At 62.3% G+C, this 19,443-nt stretch carries 14 protein-coding genes; 11 read left to right on the forward strand and 3 right to left on the reverse strand.

What is annotated here, in order from left to right; translation table 11 throughout:
• Positions 1 to 46 precede the first annotated feature (46 nt).
• Entirely contained in the window at positions 47 to 1,069 is a 1,023-nt protein-coding gene (locus ACTHNE_RS11865; RefSeq protein ID WP_440269354.1) for a cupin-like domain-containing protein, read from the forward strand.
• A gap of 92 nt (positions 1,070 to 1,161) precedes the next feature.
• Here the strand turns inward: ACTHNE_RS11865 and ACTHNE_RS11870 are convergent, their stop codons facing one another.
• On the reverse strand, positions 1,162 to 2,934 hold the full coding sequence (locus ACTHNE_RS11870) for a DUF2334 domain-containing protein (protein WP_440269355.1): 1,773 nt from the start codon (positions 2,932 to 2,934) through the stop codon (positions 1,162 to 1,164).
• 408 nt (positions 2,935 to 3,342) lie between these two features.
• Between ACTHNE_RS11870 and wecB the strand changes: the two genes are divergently transcribed.
• Genes wecB through ACTHNE_RS11890 form a run of 4 tightly spaced genes read left to right on the forward strand, consistent with a single transcriptional unit; the run spans position 3,343 to position 10,492 of the window.
• On the forward strand, positions 3,343 to 4,455 hold the full coding sequence (gene wecB, locus ACTHNE_RS11875; RefSeq protein ID WP_324946771.1) for a non-hydrolyzing UDP-N-acetylglucosamine 2-epimerase: 1,113 nt from the start codon (positions 3,343 to 3,345) through the stop codon (positions 4,453 to 4,455).
• Between the two features lie 15 nt (positions 4,456 to 4,470).
• Positions 4,471 to 6,693: a glycosyl transferase family protein gene (locus ACTHNE_RS11880; RefSeq protein WP_440269356.1), complete on the forward strand. Its 2,223-nt coding sequence runs from the start codon at positions 4,471 to 4,473 to the stop codon at positions 6,691 to 6,693.
• Entirely contained in the window at positions 6,690 to 9,596 is a 2,907-nt protein-coding gene (locus tag ACTHNE_RS11885) for an NfrA family protein (protein WP_324940916.1), read from the forward strand. Before ACTHNE_RS11880 ends, ACTHNE_RS11885 begins: the two co-directional genes overlap by 4 nt.
• Positions 9,590 to 10,492 (forward strand): DUF4434 domain-containing protein, encoded by a 903-nt coding sequence (locus ACTHNE_RS11890; protein WP_324940914.1) that lies wholly within the window; start codon positions 9,590 to 9,592, stop codon positions 10,490 to 10,492. The genes ACTHNE_RS11885 and ACTHNE_RS11890 overlap by 7 nt, the downstream gene beginning before the upstream one ends.
• A 98-nt stretch (positions 10,493 to 10,590) precedes the next feature.
• Here the strand turns inward: ACTHNE_RS11890 and ACTHNE_RS11895 are convergent, their stop codons facing one another.
• The gene (locus ACTHNE_RS11895; protein WP_324940910.1) at positions 10,591 to 11,565 is read right to left on the reverse strand and encodes a hypothetical protein; all 975 of its coding nucleotides are present in this window, start codon (positions 11,563 to 11,565) and stop codon (positions 10,591 to 10,593) included.
• Between the two features lie 534 nt (positions 11,566 to 12,099).
• Between ACTHNE_RS11895 and ACTHNE_RS11900 the strand changes: the two genes are divergently transcribed.
• The 6 genes from ACTHNE_RS11900 (at position 12,100) to ACTHNE_RS11925 (ending at position 17,833) form a co-directional block, all read left to right on the forward strand.
• The gene (locus tag ACTHNE_RS11900; protein WP_324940907.1) at positions 12,100 to 13,089 is read left to right on the forward strand and encodes an LLM class flavin-dependent oxidoreductase; all 990 of its coding nucleotides are present in this window, start codon (positions 12,100 to 12,102) and stop codon (positions 13,087 to 13,089) included.
• A gap of 328 nt (positions 13,090 to 13,417) precedes the next feature.
• Entirely contained in the window at positions 13,418 to 15,427 is a 2,010-nt protein-coding gene (locus ACTHNE_RS11905) for a PAAR domain-containing protein (RefSeq protein ID WP_440269357.1), read from the forward strand.
• Positions 15,428 to 15,435: 8 nt separating this feature from the next.
• A complete protein-coding gene (locus ACTHNE_RS11910) occupies positions 15,436 to 16,107 on the forward strand; it encodes a DUF2931 family protein (protein ID WP_440269358.1) in 672 nt (223 codons plus the stop codon).
• A gap of 72 nt (positions 16,108 to 16,179) precedes the next feature.
• Complete coding sequence (locus ACTHNE_RS11915; RefSeq protein WP_324940898.1) at positions 16,180 to 16,836, forward strand: DUF2931 family protein; 657 nt, start codon at positions 16,180 to 16,182, stop codon at positions 16,834 to 16,836.
• 80 nt (positions 16,837 to 16,916) lie between these two features.
• Positions 16,917 to 17,576: a DUF2931 family protein gene (locus tag ACTHNE_RS11920; protein ID WP_440269359.1), complete on the forward strand. Its 660-nt coding sequence runs from the start codon at positions 16,917 to 16,919 to the stop codon at positions 17,574 to 17,576.
• A 71-nt stretch (positions 17,577 to 17,647) separates the two neighbouring features.
• Positions 17,648 to 17,833, forward strand: a complete 186-nt coding sequence (locus ACTHNE_RS11925; protein ID WP_324940892.1) for a hypothetical protein — start codon at positions 17,648 to 17,650, stop codon at positions 17,831 to 17,833.
• Here the strand turns inward: ACTHNE_RS11925 and ACTHNE_RS11930 are convergent.
• Positions 17,827 to 19,293 carry an MFS transporter gene (locus tag ACTHNE_RS11930; RefSeq protein ID WP_324940889.1) on the reverse strand — a complete coding sequence of 489 codons (1,467 nt, stop codon included), beginning with the start codon at positions 19,291 to 19,293 and terminating at the stop codon, positions 17,827 to 17,829. The two genes, ACTHNE_RS11925 and ACTHNE_RS11930, sit on opposite strands and share 7 nt — an antisense overlap.
• Positions 19,294 to 19,443 lie beyond the last annotated feature (150 nt).

The raw sequence follows: 19,443 nt of genomic DNA on the forward strand, positions 1-19,443 counted from the left end.
TGTGCCAGGCTCGTCGCTACGGCCGGGCAACACGCGAGGGGATGTCATGGCGAACGTCGAGTTGAAGCCGGTAGTCCACGTCGACAACGAGTGGCGCCGATGGATTGCGGAGAACCTGCTGCTGGACGGTCCGCCGCAGGCCATCTACGAACAGATGCTACGTGCCGGCATTCCGCACGAGGAAGCCGTGCAGGAAATGCAGCAGGCCATGGCCAGCCCGTATCTCGCCGGCGCGCAGCGGCTGCGCAACCGGCTGGCCAAGCACGATTGGGTGCTGGAAACGCAGCGCCACATGAACCGCCTGCGCAGTACCGAGGTGCCGCGCAGGCACAAGCTGTCGCGCGATGAATTCCTCGATGCCTACTACACCGCCGGTCGTCCGGTGATCATCACCGGCATGCTCGATGACTGGCCCGCGATGACCCGGTGGAACCTGGACTACTTCAAACGATGCTGCGGCGAGCGCGAAGTGGAGATCCAGTTCGGGCGCGACGCCGACGCGCAATACGAGCTGCGCAAGACCGCGCACCGCAAGACGATGCCGTTCGGCGATTACGTGGAAATGGTGCGCAGCGCCGGGCGCAGCAACGATTTCTACATGACCGCCTACAACGAGGGAACGAACCGCACGGCGCTGGCCGAACTGTGGCAGGACATCGTGCAGATTCCCGAGTACTTGAACGGCGAGGGCGCCGCGCAGGGTTTTCTATGGTTCGGCCCGGCCGGCACCATTACCCCATTCCATCATGACCTGACCAACAACTTCATGGCGCAGGTGCTGGGCCGCAAACGCATCCTGATGATGCCGGCCTGCGAGATCGCGCACGTCTACAACCATGAGCACTGTTTTACGCACGTGGATGGACGGCAGATCGACCTGCAACGCTATCCGCGCATGGCGAACGTGCAGGTGCTGGAGTGCGTGTTGAACCCCGGCGAGATTCTGTTCCTGCCGGTCGGCTGCTGGCATTTCGTGGAAGGCCTGGATATTTCGGTCACCGTCTCATTCACCAATTTCCTGTGGGACAACGATTTCACCGCCGAATACCCGCAGCAGCAGGCGTTCTGAAGAACTGTGGCGAAAAAAAGTGAGCCCCTTTCCCGAAGGAAAGGGGCTCTTCATGCCGGGGCCTGCAGGGGACAGTCGCCGGCGATGAACCATCAACCCTGCGAAACCACGCTCGCGGGCACGAAGGTATAGCCCATGGCCTGCAAGCCTTCGACGATCTGCTTGAGATAGCTGATGTTCAGGTAGGGATGGAAGAAGAAGCTTTGCACGCTGTCCTGGATCACCGTATTGCAGTTTGCGCTGTAGAGGATGTCGGCAGGAAAACGCGGCGGATTGTTGTTGAACTCGACCAGTTCCACGTTGCCCAGTTGTTCGGGCACGATCGTCGCGCCGAAAATGTCGCGCACCAGATACGGATAGAACTGGCCGTAGATCCGCGTGTAATCAGGCGTACCCGTTCCGCATGCACCGTTCGGGCACCAGCCGGAGGCGAACAGGCTGCGCTGATACAGCGCCGCGAATTGCGAGTGGAACACCTGGTAGTCGATCGCCGAAGCGGCATAGTGCGGCGGCACGAACACGGTGGGAGCGAAAAAGCCCGCTTTGGTGAACTCCTGGATACCTTTGGTGATGCGTCCTTGCGCCCATGACATGCTGTCTTCGGCCACCGGTGTGTCGAACACCACGTAATTGTTGCTGTCGATGTGCGCACGGTAGAACTCGAAATCGTCGCCGCTGACGCCGCTATAGGGGTTGGGGATGTTCGAGTACTGATGCGTGTAGCCGTGCATCAGCAGGGTGCCGCCCTTGGACTGCATGTATTTCAACGCGCTTACCACGCCCTTGGCCTGGTAGAGATGGATCGACATCGGTATGCCGTTGTTGTAATAGCCGTTGGGATCGACGTAGAACGGAATCACCGCCACGCTGAACGGCACGTTCTTGCTGTACAGGTAATCGGCGACCGCGCGCAGCTCGGCCGGATCGGCATCCGGTCCCACGTCCTCGATGCGCACCAGCGCGCGCTTGCGTGACAGCATGTTCGGGTTGGATACCTTGCTGATCAGGTCGATGGAGGCAAGGTAGCGATCGTTCGGGCCGGTGTAGCTGAAGGGGATCTCACCGATGTAGGTGAGGTTGGCACCGCGCGTGGCCCAGTTGATGGTGCCGCCGGTATCGTTGGTGGCGACGGCCAGCACCTGGGCCTTGGTCGCATCGTTGATCACCGTCTGCAGCAAACCGGAGGGAACGGCCAGCGAATTACGCTGCAAGGCCACGCCTTTGTACGTCACCGTCAAGGCATTGGAGAAATCGAAGTACATCGGCGTGAAGCCGTACTGTCCTGCGAAATTCGCCGCGCGCGCGGACAGCTGCCAGATGTTGTCGTTCATCCACAGCACGGGCTTGGCGGTGGCCAGCACATCATCCAGCAAGGCGGTGGGCAACGGCTCGTTATAGGTCGAGCCGATGTAGATCAGGCCGGTATAGCCGCTGAGTTCGCCCGCAATATAGTTCACCGCTGCGTGCAGCGTGTACTTGCTGCCGTGCGTGACCAGGTTGCCGGCCATTACGCCGTACGCTTCGCCCAGCCATCCCCATTGGCCGGTGCTGTCATACAGCACCAGCGTGTTCTGGTTGGTGTTGGCGCCGGGCGCGCCATTGAATGCATTGGCGGCCTGGGTCAATGCCGTCGTTGCGCTGATGGTGAATGTCGACAGCGTGGTCGATGTCGATGGTTTTATCGTTGCCTGTTTGACGGGCAATGTCGCTTGCGGTGGTGGCGGCGGTGCGGGAAGTGTGCGTGCGCCCGCAAACAGCGTTTGCGCTGCAGTGGAGGGTGCGCCGCATGCAGCGACCACGGCCAGTGCGAGGCCGGCAAGGAACGACGTGAGCGTGGATGGTCCACGGAAAGCTGGTCGGATCATGGAAAGCCCCCTAACGCAAAAGACGGAATCGATGCGTAGCAACACCATCGCTTGCGCGCGCGTTGCCCTGGTGCGATCAACATCCCGAATGCGCAGGCCCCTGTCCCGTGAAAATGGAACGCCTCGCTGGGGGTGAGCTTACGGCGGCACGGTTGATTTGTCGACTAGCAAATTGATTGGATCGAGTCAAGTGCCAAATAACCAAAAACTAATCAATTTAATGTGTATGCTTAACTTCTAGTTGGCAATATAGCGATCAAAGCAGCTGCTTGCGCTGCTTGTACCAGCGAATCTCCCGATTCCGTCCATTCGGCAGGTCCGCTGTCCGCTGCTCGAAAACGAGCGTCAGGGGGCGAGACAGGGACGTCGGCACGCGGGGTGGCATTCCCACTCTGCAAAGGGGGGAACATGCAAGACATACTCATCATTTCCGGTACGCGTCCGGAGATCATCAAGCTTGCGCCGCTGTATCACTGCCTGCGTGGCAGTGGATGGGCACGGCCGCATTGGCTGCACACCGGACAGCATGGCGAGATGGCGCGGCAGATGCTCGGTTGCTTCGAGATCCATCCGGACATCTCGTTGGAACGCAGTGGCGATGGCCTGTGCGAGTTCAGCACTTGCTGCCGCGGCCTGCTCGACCAGGTATTGAGCGATACGGCGTGGTCGCTGGTGATCGTGCAGGGCGATACCGAAAGCACATTCCTGGGCGCGCTGTCCGGCTTTCACCATCACATTCCCGTGGCGCATATCGAGGCGGGTCTGCGCACCCACGATCTGGAGCGGCCGTTTCCGGAAGAGGGTCTGCGCCAGATGATCAGCCGCATTGCCCGTTTCCACTTTGCGCCCACCGAACGCGCCGCGCAGGCGTTGCGCGAGGAAGCCATCGCGCGCGAACGCATCAGCGTTACCGGCAATACCGTGATCGACGCACAGCACTGGGCGATGCAGCACTATGGCATCAAGCGTCATGTCCGAGGGCGCGGGCATCTGCTGGTCACGGCGCATCGGCGGGAAAACTGGGGCAGCGATTTGCGCGAAATCTGCTATGCGATCGCCGACGTCGCCGGCAATCATCCCGATTTGCAAGTGCTGTTTCCGGTGCACCTCAACCCGACCGTGAGCAAGCCCGTGCACGCCATCCTCGGCGGCCTGACCAATGTGTGCCTGAGCCCGCCGCTGGATTACCTGCAGATGCAGCAGGCGCTGATCGACGCCTGGCTGGTGCTGACCGATTCGGGCGGCTTGCAGGAAGAGGCGCCGACGTTCGGCGTGCCGCTGCTGGTGCTGCGTACCGAAACCGAGCGGCCCGAAGCGATCGAAGCAGGTTGCGCACGGCTGGCCGGTACGCGGCGTGCGTCCATCGTCGGTCAAATCGAAGCGCTGTGGTCGGATGCGGATACGTACAGTGCGATGGCCCATGCGGGCAATCCATTCGGCGATGGCAAGGCGAGCGTGCGCGTGGTTGAGCGGCTAAGGGACGCATTGGCATACGAAGAGTGCAAGCGCGAAGCAATCTGAGCGAAGGGGGCCCCTATGTGGTGGCTGGATGCGTTCACGAGCTATCTTTATGCCCTCGGCGTGGTCGTTACCGTGGTTGCGGTGATGATCTTCATCAGCGGGCTGGACGACTTTTTCATCGACAGCGTTTATTGGGTCCGGCGGTTGTGGCGTTCGCTGTTCGTCTACTACTCCTGCAAGCACACGCATTACCACGAGCTGTACCGCCCGGCGGAAAGGCCGCTGGCGATCATGGTGCCGGCATGGAAGGAAACCGGCGTGATCGGCCACATGGCCGAACTGGCCGCCACCACGCTCGATTACGAGAACTATCACATTTTCGTCGGCACTTATCCGAACGATCCGGATACGCAGCGTGACGTCGATGAGGTTTGCGCGCGCTTTCCCAACGTGCACAAGGTGGTGTGCGCGCGTCCTGGTCCGACCAGCAAGGCCGACTGCCTCAACAACGTGCTGGATGCGATCATGCAGTTCGAAGGCCGCGCGCACGTGGCCTTCGAAGGTTTCATTCTGCACGATGCGGAAGACGTGGTGTGCGAGCACGAGCTTCGGCTGTTCAATTACCTGGTGCATCGCAAGGATCTGATTCAGATTCCGGTCTATCCGTTCGAGCGGCAGTGGAACAATTTCACCAGCCTGCATTATCTGGACGAGTTCGCCGAGCTGCACGGCAAGGACATTCCCGTGCGCGAGGCGCTGGCCGGCCAGGTGCCCAGCGCCGGTGTCGGCACCTGCTTCAGCCGGCGCGCCATGCTGGCGCTGATCGAGGACGGCCATGGCATTGCCTTCGACGCGCAAAGCCTGACCGAGGACTACGACATCGGCCTGCGCCTGAAGGAACGCGGCATGGAAGAAATCTTCGTGCGCTTTCCGGTATTGCGGCATGAGCGGCATCCCAAGCGCGGGCAATTGGGCCAGAACCCGCGCGACGCGAACGTGGTGTGCGTGCGCGAGTATTTTCCCGACCGGCTGGCGACGGCGGTGCGCCAGAAGTCGCGCTGGATCATCGGCATCGTCTACCAGGGCTATCGCACGCACGGCTGGAAGCACAGCCTGGTGCTCAATTATTTCCTGTGGCGCGACCGCAAGGGCGCCATCAATAACTTCGTGAGTTTCGCCGCCATGCTGATCATGGTGCAGCTGGCGATGATCTGGCTGCTGCAGATGGTGTGGCCAGAAGCGCCGCGGTTCGTGTCGATCTTCGAAGGGCAGCACTGGTTCCACGCGGTGCTGGCGGCGAATGTGGGGCTGATGGGCAATCGCATGCTGCAACGGGTGGTATTCGTCTCCGGTTATTACGGCCTCAAGCAGGGCCTGCTGTCGATACCGCGACTGCTGTGGGGCAATCTGATCAATTTCATGGCCAATTGGCGCGCCATCAGCCAGATCATCCGTTGTGGCGATCCGCGGCGCGTGGCCTGGGACAAGACCACGCACGATTTTCCCAGCATCGGTGGCGAGAACCGCGGCAAGCGCTCGCTGGACGAGATGCTGGTGGCGAACGGCGCGATTTCCGAAGCGGATCTACAGGATGCGCAATTGCACCGCATCGACGGTCTGCAACTGGGCAGCTCGCTGATTCATGAAGGGCGGATCACCGCCGAGCAACTGGCGCGGCAGGTTGCCGAGCAGATTGGCGTGCCATGTGAATCCATCGACCCCGCGCGGCTGCGGCGTGAACTGTTGAACGAGGTTCCGCGCCACATCGCGCTGCACTATGCGGTCGTGCCATTGCGGGTGGACGACGGCGTGCTGGTGCTGGCCAGCGAGTCGTACATCGATCCCGTTTCGCTGGCCGCCATCGCGCGCCAGCTTGGCCGCCGCGTGCGTTACGTGATTGCCTACAAGGGGCAGGTCACGGTCGGTTTGCGGCGCTGGTATGCGCAAGTGCACGGCGATGAGCGCGACCCTTATCGTCTGTTGCAAGCTGCCGCAGACAAGGGCCTGATCGGCCTTGATCGCGTGCCGCAGTTGTGGGACGGATACATGTCGCGCCAGGTGCTGCTGGGCGAGATACTGGTGGCGCAAGGCCTGCTGGATGAAGTCGCCTTCAGGGCGCTGTTGCTCAGCTACGCGCGCAGCGAGCAGCGCCTGGGCGAGTTCCTGATCAGCCAGGGCGTGATCAGCCAGGACACGTTGAATCGCCTGCTGGCGCTGCAAGCCTCGTTGCAGCCGAGCGTCACCAGCATGTTCGAGCAGGAGCGCATCGCGTTCGCGCGAATGGGGCGTGCCTCATGAAACGACCGTTACCTACCCGTTGTGCGTTGGCGCTGCTGGTGATGGCGCCGACATGGCCGTTGTGTGCACAGAATCAGGACGCCGCTGGCGGTGACAGCGGCTATCAGCACTTCATGCTCTATCCGCATCGTCAGGCCGGCTATGCGGCGCTGCGCGCAGGCAACGAGCGCAACGCCATCGCCGAATTCATGCGCGCGCGCGAACTGGCGCCGCAAAGCGTTGACACGGCACTGGACCTGGTCGAGGCCTACCGGCATTTCGGCCATATGGGGCAGGCGCAGGCAGTATTGAACGAACAACTGCGCTACACCCCGAACGATGCGCGGCTGCGTGCGGCGATACCCCCGCCGGCGACGGCCGCCGTCGATTGCAGTCGCGACAATCGGCCGGTATGCCGCGCCAAGCGCGGCTTCGACGATTTGCAAATCGGCGATATGGCCAAAGCCGAGGCGGAGCTGTCTGCGCCGGATTTTGCACGCAGCCGCGAAGGCCTGGCCTTGCGGCATGCGCTAGTGCAGCGGACGATTTATCTGGGCGATGATCAGCGCGCTGATGCGCAGCTGGCGGCATTGAATGCGCAGGGTCAGCTCAGCGACGACGAGCGCCGGCAGTGGTTCACGCTGCAGCTCAAGCTCGGCAAACTCGACGTTGCGCGTCAGTTGCAATCGCAGGGTGGCGGCCTGGATGCCCCGGAACAGGATCTGGCCATCGCGCAAGCCATCAGCAACCGCGATGACCGCAAGGCGCTTGTCTCGTACATGGCTGCGCACCAGCCGGCGTTCACCAGCGAAAAGGACGAGCGGCGATGGGTGAATCTGCTGGCGATCGCCGCGCGCGATCAGTCATCGCTGCTGGATCGTTACGTAGCGCGTTATCCCACCAATGCAGCATGGCAGGCGCAGTTTTCGTTGTCGCTGGCGATGGCGCGCGGCGATCATGCGGTGGCACGCAGCATGCTGTCGCGTCTGCCGGCCGAGCGTTTTCGCGAACAGCGTTTCGGGCTCGACCTGGAGCAGGGGCGCTACGCCGAGGCTTCCTTACAGGCGAAGGCGCTGATCGCGCAGCCGGAAGGCTATCGCCTGCTCGATCCTCTCAGCTATCGGCTGTTGGAAGCCGGTGCGTTCACTGAGGCTAAGCAATTGTTGCTGGATGCCTATCCGTTTGCCGGCAACTCGCATGCGGCGGCCTTGTTTGCCCGCTTGGCCGTATTGGCGCAGCAGCAGCCAAGCTGGTTCACGGCGGACGATCGCGAACGGTTGCGGCGCCCATTGGAGAGCATGCCGCTGCGCATCGAGCAACTGCACATTCTTGGCGCGCTGCACGATTGCGATGGCATTCGCCAGGTCATGGCTGATCTATCGCCGGATTATCCCGCCAGCTCGTGGCGCCAGCTCGGCGACTGCTATGGCAGCGAGCGGCCCGGTCTGGCCGAATACGCCTATGCGCAAGCCGGCAGGCAACAAAGCGATAGCGCCACCATGCGAGCGCTGGCTTATCAGGCCTATGGCGCGCAAGACTACGAAACGTCCCTGCAGGCGTGGCGTGCGGTGCCGCCAGCGCACATGCAGCCGGCGGACCTGATCGCCGCGGCTACCACCGCGCTCACCATCCATGAAACGGCTGTGGCGCGGTCATGGCTGGATACCTACGCAGCGCAAGGCGGAAACCAGGACGGTACTTACTGGTGGCTGCGTGCCCAGGCCGATGAACCACATGATCCGGCGCTGGCGCGCAACGATCTGGAAAATGCCGTGGCCCTGCATCCGGATGCGCGTTACTACGCCCGCCTGGCGGCGTTGCAAAGCCAGGCGGGCGATGCATCGCAAGCGCTGGCGTCGCTGCAGCGGGCCAGCATGCTTGCGCCCGGCGACAGCCGGCTGGCCGCTTCCCTGGGTTACGCCTATCTGCAAGCCGGTGCGCCGGACCAGGCGGTGCTGCAATTCGAGCGGGCGCATCAGGCCGATCCACAGAACGCGGCACTGACCCGCCAATTGCTGTACGTGCACCAGAAACTGGGCGATACCGCGCAGGCACGCTGGTATGCCGCGCAGGCGATCGACCAGTTCGATGTTGCCGGCGAGCCGGCGACGGATGGTGCCGGTGCCGACACGCGTGACCAGGACGATCAGCGCTTTGCCTTGCAGCGGTTGCACGAAGACCTTGGCCGCAAATGGAGTGTCAACGCGGACATGTCGCTGGGCGATACGGTGTCCTCGGCGGCCAACACGGTGGCACCTGGTGTTTCCTACCGCAGCTACGCGCAACTGGAAGCGCAATATCGGCTGCTGTCCGGCGCGGATACCCATACCTTGGCCGCCTACGCGCGCCTATTTGCCGGCAGTGGTGCCACCGGTTCGGTGTGGCCGGTGCATGCGACGATGCTGGGTGTGGGGCTGCACTGGAAACCGCTGATCTCGCAGAACATCGTGTTGTCGGTCGAACAGCAGACGCCGGCCGGCAATAACCGTGGCACGCATAACGACACCATGCTGCGCGCCAGCGGTTCATGGTCGTTCGGTCCCAAGCTCAGCGATGATTGGCATGCCAGCGGATGGGGCTGGTTTACGCAAAACTTCTACGTCGATCTGGCGCATTACCTGCGCGCCAAGCAGAGTGTGTTCACGCTCGACTACCGCTTCGGCCTGCAAGACAAGCTGGTGCAGGGGCAGACCGTCGAGCCCTACGTCCATCTGCAGTACACCGGTATCGACCGTGCGCAGGGTTTGGGTTACATGCGCGACGGGCGTGTCGGGCTAGGCGTGCAATGGAACATCTGGTTTGGCCAGACGCATTACGATGCTTATCCGCACCGCTTCAGCGTGGCGCTGGAAGGGCAGCATGCATTTACCAGCTACCTGCGTGAACGAAACGCCGTGTTCCTGATCATGAGGGCGCAATGGTGAAACGCATCCTGCTACGGTTGATCGTTGCGCTGGGCCTGCTGGCGCCGCTGCTTGCCTGCGCATCCACGGCGATCATCTACCAGCCGCAGCTGCGCGATCGCGACGTCGCGCAGGTACAGTGGCCGGCGTTGTTCGGGCAATTGCGCGGACAGGGTTTCGATACGCTGGTGCTGCAGTGGACGGCCTATGGCGATGCCTTCGCCGATCCGCAAGGGCACGCATGGCTGCTGCAGCGTGTGCGCGAAGCGCGCGCTGCCGGGCTGCGCGTGGTGATTGGGCTGGATAGCGATCCTGCGTTCTTCCAGCGCCAGCAGGCGTCGAACGCACAGCTTGGCGATTACCTGCATACGTTGTCGCGCCGCAACGGTGACCTGGCGCGCCAGTGGGTGGATGAATTGGGCGCAGACGCGGTAGCCGGTTGGTACCTGCCGATCGAGATCGACGACAAGCGTTGGCGCGATCCGGACGCACGCAAGCCATTGCAGGACTATCTCGCCTCCGAACGCCGCCAGCTCGACCGCATCGCGCGGCGGCCGGTGTACGTGACGTCGTTTTTTGCGGGAAACATGGCGCCGTCGCGTTACGCCCAACTGCTCGATGACGTCCAGCAAAGCGGCGTGCACGCGTGGGTGCAGGACGGCGCAGGCACCGGCCGCCTCGGCGAGGGAGAACGCAAACTCTATCTCGATGCAGCCAGCCAGTGCTCGGCGGCCCACGCACGCGGCGTGGTGTTCGAGATTTTCCATCAGACCGGCAATGACCAGGCGTTCAGCGCGGTTCCCTTGCCGGCGGCCCAGGCCCATGCAGCCTTGGCGCAACGAGCGCCATGCCAGGGCGACAGCGTGTTTTTCGAATTGCGTTATTTACCGGCGTTGGCGGGGGTGATGCAGCGCTAGGATGCGCGAGATGTGGAAAAAGAACCCCAACATCGCCGTCGGCGATGTTGGGGAACCGGCATCGTTCTTCCTTGCACGCGTAAGGAAGAAGACCCGCGTTATTGCGGAACCTTCAGCGGCGCAACCGTCTGATCGAGCACGCTCCAATACGTCTTGGTGTACGGCACCATCTCTTCGGCGTAGTACCACCAGAAGAAGCCGCCGACGAACTTCGGATCGCTGAAGCTGTTCACCATCGGGTAGTAAGTCTTGATCAGGCTTGTCTGTACCGACGTGGGTGCGCCCGTGCTGGACGTACCGATTTCGCCGAAGCCTACCTTCGCGTTCGGGAAGATGCTCTCCAGTGCGCTGAAGTCCGAAGTCCACGACGGCGACAGCCCCGGGCAATCCTGGTAGGGGTAGTAGCTGAAGAGGACATAATCCGCGCTCTGGCGCACGCTGGAGGGCAGGAAGCTGGTCGGCCACGTCTTCCAGTAATCCTGCGGTTTTTCCCAGCAATTGTTGCCCTTGCTGTCGTCGTTGTAATACAGCGTCACTGCGGTTTTTCCGCCCACGCCCTTCACGATCGAGCTGGCGGCGGCGACCATCTGGCCGATCGCGGTTTCTTCGGCATTGACGGTGGCGTTGTTGCCGCTAGGGTTCTGCCGCAGCCATTCGCCATTGATCTCGTTGGCGATTTCCCACACGTCTACGGTGCCGTTCAACCCATAGACCAGCTCCTTGGTGCGCGCGGTGTAGGTGTTGATATCGGTCGGGAAGTAGTAGGAATCCATGATCTCGCCCATCACGTACGCGACCGTGTGCAGCTTGACCAGGGCAGGGTAGTACTGGGACGCGCTGGTGCCTGGATCGAACACGACGCGCACGGTCGGCCGATACGGCAGTTTGGTCAACGAGGTGATGATCGCGCTGAGATTGGACAGGTCGTCCAGTGTGACGCCGTAGATCGGTGCCTTGATCGGCGTTGCCTGCGCGTTTGCGTTCGACGATAACGGTGCGCTGGCGGCGAAAAGTGCGAGGGATACAGCAAGTGGAGCAAGAAGTTTTTTCTGAACGGTTGCAAGTAGTTTCATTGATTCACATTCATATGCTTTGGTGTTCCTTCACCTGATTTGAGTAGTGGCGATAACGCGAGTTTTTGCCACGACATGACGGCGGCGCCGCAAATAAACGATGCGGAACCGGGCTTGGTCGTGCTTTTCCGAGCACCCATGAAGGTCGTCCGTAGAACGGCCTATCGTCTTCCCCTGAGCGCCGAGACGCGAAAGATGATGCAGCAGCCGTTTGAAGCCAGCGAAGACATCCAACACGGCAGTGATGCCGTATCCCGGCCGACTTCTCTCGTGGAGTGAAGCGGCGCGGTACCAATCCTGGGAATGACGCACCTGGATTTCGCTGGCTGGTCGAGTCTAGCGTTCGTGTGTTCAGTGGCATCAAAATTTGGTTAGGTCGGCGCCTCGATGACCGTTTTTGGGATTTGCGTCACAAAACGTTTCTTGAAAAAAGTTGCTGAAACCGTTCAGCAGCCAGCCAGGCGGCTGTGGTAATCGCGCTGGCATTTCGGGCAACCATCCCCAGATCGTGGCTTCCTCGCCAAAGGCCTTCGCATGATTCCTCTCTCCGTACTCGATCTGGCCCCCGTCACCGAAGGCAGCACGCCGGCGCAGGCGTTCGCCAACATGCTCGATCTGGCGCGATGGACCGAGCAGCTCGGCTATCACCGCTACTGGCTGGCCGAACACCACAACATGCCCGGTATCGCCAGCGCGGCGACGGCGGTGCTGATCGGTCACGTGGCGGGCGGCACCTCGCGCATCCGGGTGGGGGCAGGCGGCATCATGCTGCCCAATCACGCGCCGCTGCAGGTGGCCGAGCAGTTCGGCACGTTGGCGTCGTTGTATCCGGGGCGCATCGATCTGGGCCTGGGCCGCGCACCGGGTACCGACCAGCCGACCGCGCGCGCATTGCGGCGTTACTACGAAGCCGCCGAAACCTTCCCGAACGACGTGCAGGAATTGCTCGGTTACTTTGCGCCCGCATCCGCTGCGCAAGTCGTTCGCGCCGTGCCGGGCGCCGGCATCGATGTGCCGGTATGGCTGCTGGGCTCGAGCCTGTTCAGCGCGCAACTTGCCGCCGCACTGGGTCTGCCGTTTGCGTTCGCGTCGCACTTCGCGCCGGATGCGATGGACGAAGCGCTGATGCTCTATCGCCGCGATTTCAAACCTTCCGCGCGACTGCACGCGCCTTGCGCCATGCTCTGCGCCAACGTGGTGGCCTGCGAAACCGACGCGGAAGCGCGGCGGCTGTTCACCACCCAGCAGCAGAGCTTCGTGAACTTGCGCCGTGGGCGCCCCGGTTTGATTCCGCCGCCGATCGACGATATCGAAAGTTTCTGGTCGCCGGCGGAAAAACACATGGTGGAACGCGCTTTGGCTTGTGCCATCGTGGGATCGCCGCAGACGGTACGTGAAGGGTTGTCGGCATTCATCGAACGGCATCGGCCGGACGAGCTGATGCTGACGGCGAATATTTTCGATCACGCGGCGCGCAAGCGGTCGTTCGAGTTGGCGATGCAGGCGGCGCCGGAGAAGATGTAGGCCGTGGATGGAGCACCGGCTCTCTGACTGCAGGCCGCATTTGCAGGCGGCCGTCAGCGAATAGGGACTACGGCCGGCAAGCGCAATCGTATGCAAACAAGGTATTTTGCTGACCTTGCTGCCCGCCAAATACCGATGACTTCCAGGCGCTGACGTTATTTGCTTTGCACCTCGCGACGCATTTCGCGTCACCCAGGGAAGCATCGATCATGAGGATGGGCAAGCACGGGGACCCCACCACCATTCACGGCGTTGTCATCGCCGTACTTTCGGAGCTGCACAACCAGGATCTGCGCCCGGCCGTGGCGGGCGCAGATAGAAAAACCATGTGGCCTTTACCTACTCGCTCCGGCCCGCTACGGATGATGTGGGGTGGAGGAGCCAGGTCATGACGTTCTTCTATCACATCGTGGAGGATGACCCGCTCGACAGCGGTTCTGGCAGCAGGGTTATTCAAGGAACGCCCCAGTGCACCATCGAAGGCCACGATGGGCGTATGCGCAATCAGACTTTTATCGGACATCTCGCCTATTGCGGGGTATGCCAGAGCACCGGGAAAATCGTGCAGGGCAACGGAACGCCGCGCGACAGCTTGCGCATGTACGACGAGACCATCCAGGCACGCGAAGCGGTCGAAGGGGATATCGTGCTGTGCAAGTGCGAGCGCCCTCCCAAACTCATCGCTGTCCATGGGCGGCGTTCGTATATTCACGACGTTAGCGCAGCGAAGGTCGACGTCGTCGGTGAGGGTGCTGCTTTTACTCTCACCGCGCTTGCGGCGAGGAGCGCTGGCGCGCGCTACGCGTCATCCTCCGACCTTCAGTCGCGCAACGAGCGGCACAGGGCGAACGAGCGCCGCTGCGCCCTGCGCATCGGCGTGTTCTTCGACGGCACTGGCAACAACGCCGGCAACACCGACCTGTTCGCGCAGTGCAAGGCTTCCAGCGGCGATGCGCTCGGGCAGAGCGCGCAGGAACAGCAGGCCATCGCCGCGCATTGCGAGCCGTACATGCTGAAGGAGCGTTCCAGCTACGAGGGCGGGTATACGAATGTGTGGCGGTTGTATCAGTTGTATCGGGACAGCGCCACGACGGGGTTTAACGAGGCAGATAGCGAATACTTCATCCCGATCTACATTGACGGTATCGGCACCACCGCAGGCAAGCCCGACACGCTAATGCCCGGCTACGCCTTCGGCACCGGCGAAACCGGCATGCTCGAACGTGTCAAGCACGCGATCACGGTATTGATTCCCAAGCAGATGGAGCTATTCGGTCAGCGCCATCCTGATGCCGCCATCGAAGCGATCGAATTCGACGCCTTCGGCTTTAGCCGCGGCGCGGCGGCGGCACGCCACTTCGTCAACGAGATCAACCGCAAGCGGCAAGGCCCGCTCGCGTCCGCCTTGCCGGCCAGCGCTGCGCGTTTCACCGACGCCTTCGACGCCGATCACGACGTCCGCGTCGGCTTCGTCGGCCTGTTCGATACGGTGGTGTCGTACGCCAGCCTCGCCGACGGCTTCAACGTGCGCGCCGGCCATACCGGGTCGCTGCGGATCGGCCTGCCTGCCGGCTGCGCCCGCAAAGTAGTGCAGATCGCCGCGCGCGACGAACACCGCGCCAACTTCATGCTCACCACCGTCGTGCCCCAGCATCAGGAGATCCCGCTGCCCGGCGTGCATTCGGATATCGGCGGCGGCTACCGCCACCGCGAAGAAGGGCCGCTGATGCTGATCGAGCCGGTGCGCCACGACGAGCCGCTGGGCGCGCTGCCCGCGCTACGCAACGACCTCTCGCAAAGCCGGGCCTGGCGGGAAGTGGCGCAACAGTTGCCCGCGTGGAAACAGCGGCTCGGCGGCATAGATATCGACACCTCCACCCCGCCCGACAAGAACGGCGAGCCCGCCCAGGCGCTGACGGTCGACGCCTGGCTGGTGCTGCAGCACCGGCAGCAATCGCACCAGAGTGTGGTGAAGCAGACCCTCCCCACCGTCTACGCCACGCTGCGCCTGAAGCGCTCGATTGAGGCCAGCTACCAGCTGATCGCGTTGCGGATGATGCATAAGCTGGCAATCGATGCAGGGGTAATGTTCAAACCCGTTCCCAACGATCAGGCCCATCGTCTGCCGGATGAGCTGCAATCCGTCGCCACCAAGCTGCTCGCGGGCCAGTTGCTCGATGCGCAGGAACAGGCACTACTGGCACGCAAATACCTGCATCAGTCCGCGCACTGGAACATCCTTGCGGGCAAATACCAGCACAGCGGCATTTCGCTCGACCTGCTGTACCCCAACCGCCCCGAGCGCGACGGACAACGCAAAGTGCTGCCCAACCGATGAAGCGCGCCATGAAGCCCCTCGTTTGCCTGGCGACCGCTCTGCTTGCCGGCTGCGCGGCGCTGGGCAGCCCGCGCACCGGCCTGCCTTATGACGCCTGGCGGCTGGGTTTCCTGGCACCTTCGTACATGGAGGTATGGCTGGAAACCGCCGACGTGGAAGACGTGCAGGGGCGCATTTTCCATGGCGCCATGTCCGGCACCGTCGCCATCAACTACAGCGGCGATCCCACTGGCTGGCCCCAGCCGGTGGGTTGGGGAAAAGGCCGCAATATAACGGGTGGCGCTTTACCTCAGCGGATATACGTCCGCTGGCAATCGCTGGCCGAACCGCAGACCTATCGCGCCGTGTTGCACATTCCCGCATCGGCACGCCAACGGATGCGCGAAAAGGCTCCATCGATGCGTCCGCCCATCAAGTACGAATATCAGGAAGCGCTGGCGATCGGCTTGGCGCCGGGCGGTTGGATCAGAGCGTGGGTGATGAGCCCGAGCAGCACGCCGGTGGAAATCCTTTGCCAGAAAGCCGAGATCGAGCCGAAGGGCCCGGATGAGGGGCGCAATCAAGGACAGTATGCCTATGCGTTTGACCAGCTCGAACCGGCGGCGCAGCGGTACATCACTTCTCACCCCATTCCTTACGAATCTTGGAAATGCCCCGCTGCAACAGCATCAGTCCAATGAGCGGGGGACGCTCAACCTGCTGTATCCCAACCGTCCCTAACGCAACAGGGAACGCAAGGTGCTGCCCAACACATGAGATACCTCTCTTATAGCCTCGTAGTGCTAGCGGGTTGCGCGCTGGTGGGTGCAACACCGACGCGGCTTCCTTACGATTCGTGGTACCTGGGCTTTCGCGCCCCGCGCTACATGGAGGTATGGTTGGAAACCGCCGACGTGGAGGATGTGCGCGGTAGGGTGTTTCCCGGCGCCATGTCCGGCACGGTGGCGATCAGCTACAGCGGCGAGGCCGGTGGCTGGGGCCAGCGCATTTCCATGGGCGCAGGCCGTGATGTTACGGGCGCGGCCCTGCCCAAGCGCATCTATGTGCGCTGGCAATCGCTGGTGGAACCGCAGACCTATCGCGCCGTGCTGGATATCCCGGAGTCGACGCGGCGGCTGATGCTGAGCAAGGCGCGCTCCACCACCGTGCCGGTGGTGGAGGAATACCGCAACATCCTCACCATCGCCTTGGCGCCCGGCGGATGGGTCAAGGCATGGGTGAAGAGTCCGGGCAGTAAGGCGGTGGAAATCCTGTGCCAGAAAGCCGAGATCGAGCCGAAGGGCCCGGATCAAGGTAAATACGAAGGACGGTACGTAACGCTTGGCCCAGAGTCGAAGGAATATCTGCGGCTTCATCCGGTTCCCTACGATTCCTGGAAATGCCCCTCTGCAACCGCGTCAGTCCTATGAGCGGACACGCTCAACCTGCTGTACCCCAATCCCGAGCGCGATGGGCAACGCAAAGTGCTGCCCAACCGATGAAACGCGCCATGAAGCCCCTCGTTTGCCTGGCGACCGCTCTGCTTGCCAGCTGCGCGGCGCCGGGCAGCCCGCGCACCGGCCTGCCTTATGACGCCTGGCGGCTGGGTTTTCTGGCGCCCTCGTATATGGAGGTATGGCTGGAAACCGCCGATGTCGAAGACGTGCATGGGCGCATTTTCCCTGGCGCCATGTCCGGCACCGTCGCCATCAACTACAGCGGCGATCCCGCCGGCTGGTCCCAGCCGGTGGGTTGGGGAAAAGGCCGCGATATAACAGGTGCCGCTTTACCTCAGCGGATATACGTCCGCTGGCAATCGCTGGCCGAACCGCAGACCTATCGCGCCGTACTGGACATTCCCGCATCGGCACGCCAGCGGATGCGCGAAAAGGCTCCGTCGATGCGTCCGCCCATCAAGTACGAATATCAGGAAGCGCTGGCGATCGGCTTGGCGCCGGGCGGCTGGATCAGGGCGTGGGTGATGAGCCCAAGCAGCACGCCGGTGGAAATCCTGTGCCAGAAAGCCGAGATCGAGCCGAAGGGCCCGGATCAAGGTAAATACGAAGGACGGTACGTAACGCTTGGCCCAGAGTCGAAGGAATATCTGCGGCTTCATCCGATTCCCTACGATTCCTGGAAATGCCCCGCTGCAACCGAGTCAGTCCAATGAGCGGACGCGCTCGACCTGCTGTATCCCAATCGTCCCGAGCGCGACGGGCAACGCAAAGTGCTGCCCAACACGTGAGATACCTCACGTACGGCCTTGTTCTGCTGCTCACTGGCTGCGCGCTGGCGGGCGCAACGCCAACGCGGCTTCCTTACGATTCGTGGTATCTGGGCTTTCGCGCCCCGCGCTACATGGAGGTATGGCTGGAAACCGCCGACGTGGAGGATGTGCGCGGTTGGATTCTCGCGCCAGCTCAATGATTGATCCGCTCCAGCGCAACGCCTTTCGTGGAAGGCCCGAACACGCCGATGACGGTAATACCCACCACCATCGCAATGGCCACGAACGTGGCTACCGCAAGCGCACCACCAAGATTGAGGAAATACCCGATCGCAAGCCCCGCAAACGCGGCGGCGAAGCGGCTCCATGAATAGACGAAGCCGACGGCGCGGGCGCGAATGCGCGTGGGATACAGCTCCGCCTGATAGTTGTGATAAGCGTAGGACATGATGTTGGCGGCCAGCGTGAACACCACGCCCAGCGAAATCAGCAGTACCGGTGAATTGGCATGCGCGAAGCCGAGCATCGCCACGCCCATCACGGTCAGGCCAAGAATGATCTGCGTTTTCCGCTCCAGGTGATCGGCGAACCAAGTGCCGAGCAGCGGGCCGAACGGATTGGCGATGGCGATGATGAAGGAGTACTGCAGGCTGTGCGTGATGTTGATGCCGCGCGCGATCAGCAGCGTCGGCACCCACGCCGCAAAACCGTAGAAACCGATCACCTGCGCCATGTTGAACACCGACAGCATCAGCGTGCGGCGCCAGTAGTGCGTCGAGAAGATTTCACCGAAGCGGCCCGGTATTTCTTCCTCCGGCGTTTCCAGGTGCGGCGCCGGCAGCGGCTTGCGGGTATCTTTTGCGACGCGGCGCTCCAGATCGGTAGTGATCGTATCGGCCTCGGCGATGCGGCCGTGCAGGACCAGCCAGCGCGGACTTTCCGGTATCCGTTGAATGAGGAACCACGCCACCGTGGCGCCGGCCGAGCCGATCAGGACTACCCAGCGCCAGCCATCCAGCCCGAACGGCGCGGTGGGCACCAGCAGCCAGGCGAACAAAGCCACCACCGGCACGATGCCCAACGATACGAACTGGTTGAGCGAAAACGCGCGCCCGCGCAACGCCAACGGGGTGAGCTCGGAAATATAGGTATCGATGGTAACCAGCTGCACGCCGAAACCCACCCCGGCAATGAAGCGCCACAGGTTGAGCAGCTCGCCGGTGTGCTGAAAGGCCATCACGGTGGTGCTGCACACGTACCACACCAGTGACCAGGTAAATACCGGCCGCCGGCCAAATCGATCGGCCAGATGGCTGAAAAACGCCACGCCCACCCACAGGCCCGCGAAGGTGCAGAAGATGAAGGTGCCGACGCCCGCCACCTTGATGCCGGCCAGGCTGGCGAAGAAGCCGAGCGAGTCGGCCGAAAACAAGCCGGACTTGGCCATGCCCGGTGCGACGTAGCCGGTAAAGAACAGGTCGTAGTACTCGAACAAGCCGCCCAGGGAAATCAGCGCGATGATTTTCCACAACGTGGCCGACGCCGGCAGTCGATCGAGGCGGGCGGCGATCGTGGCCTGTGCGTCCGGCAGGGCGACCGGTTCCTTCTCCGCGACAGGAGCGGGATCGGGTGAAGGGGGTGTACCTGCCGATAACTTCATGAGGGCCTCGATGCGCGAGTGTGAGATGTGACTGTGCATTAAAAAACATTCCGGGTGGGCGTTGAATTTCAGCACGATCGAAAAGTGAAAGTTTGCCGGGACAATGGATGCACTGCTGCACGATGTCATGACCATAGAGCCGTTTCCTGT

Source organism: Dyella sp., assembly GCF_051954575.1.
Taxonomy (GTDB): Bacteria; Pseudomonadota; Gammaproteobacteria; order Xanthomonadales; family Rhodanobacteraceae; genus Dyella_B.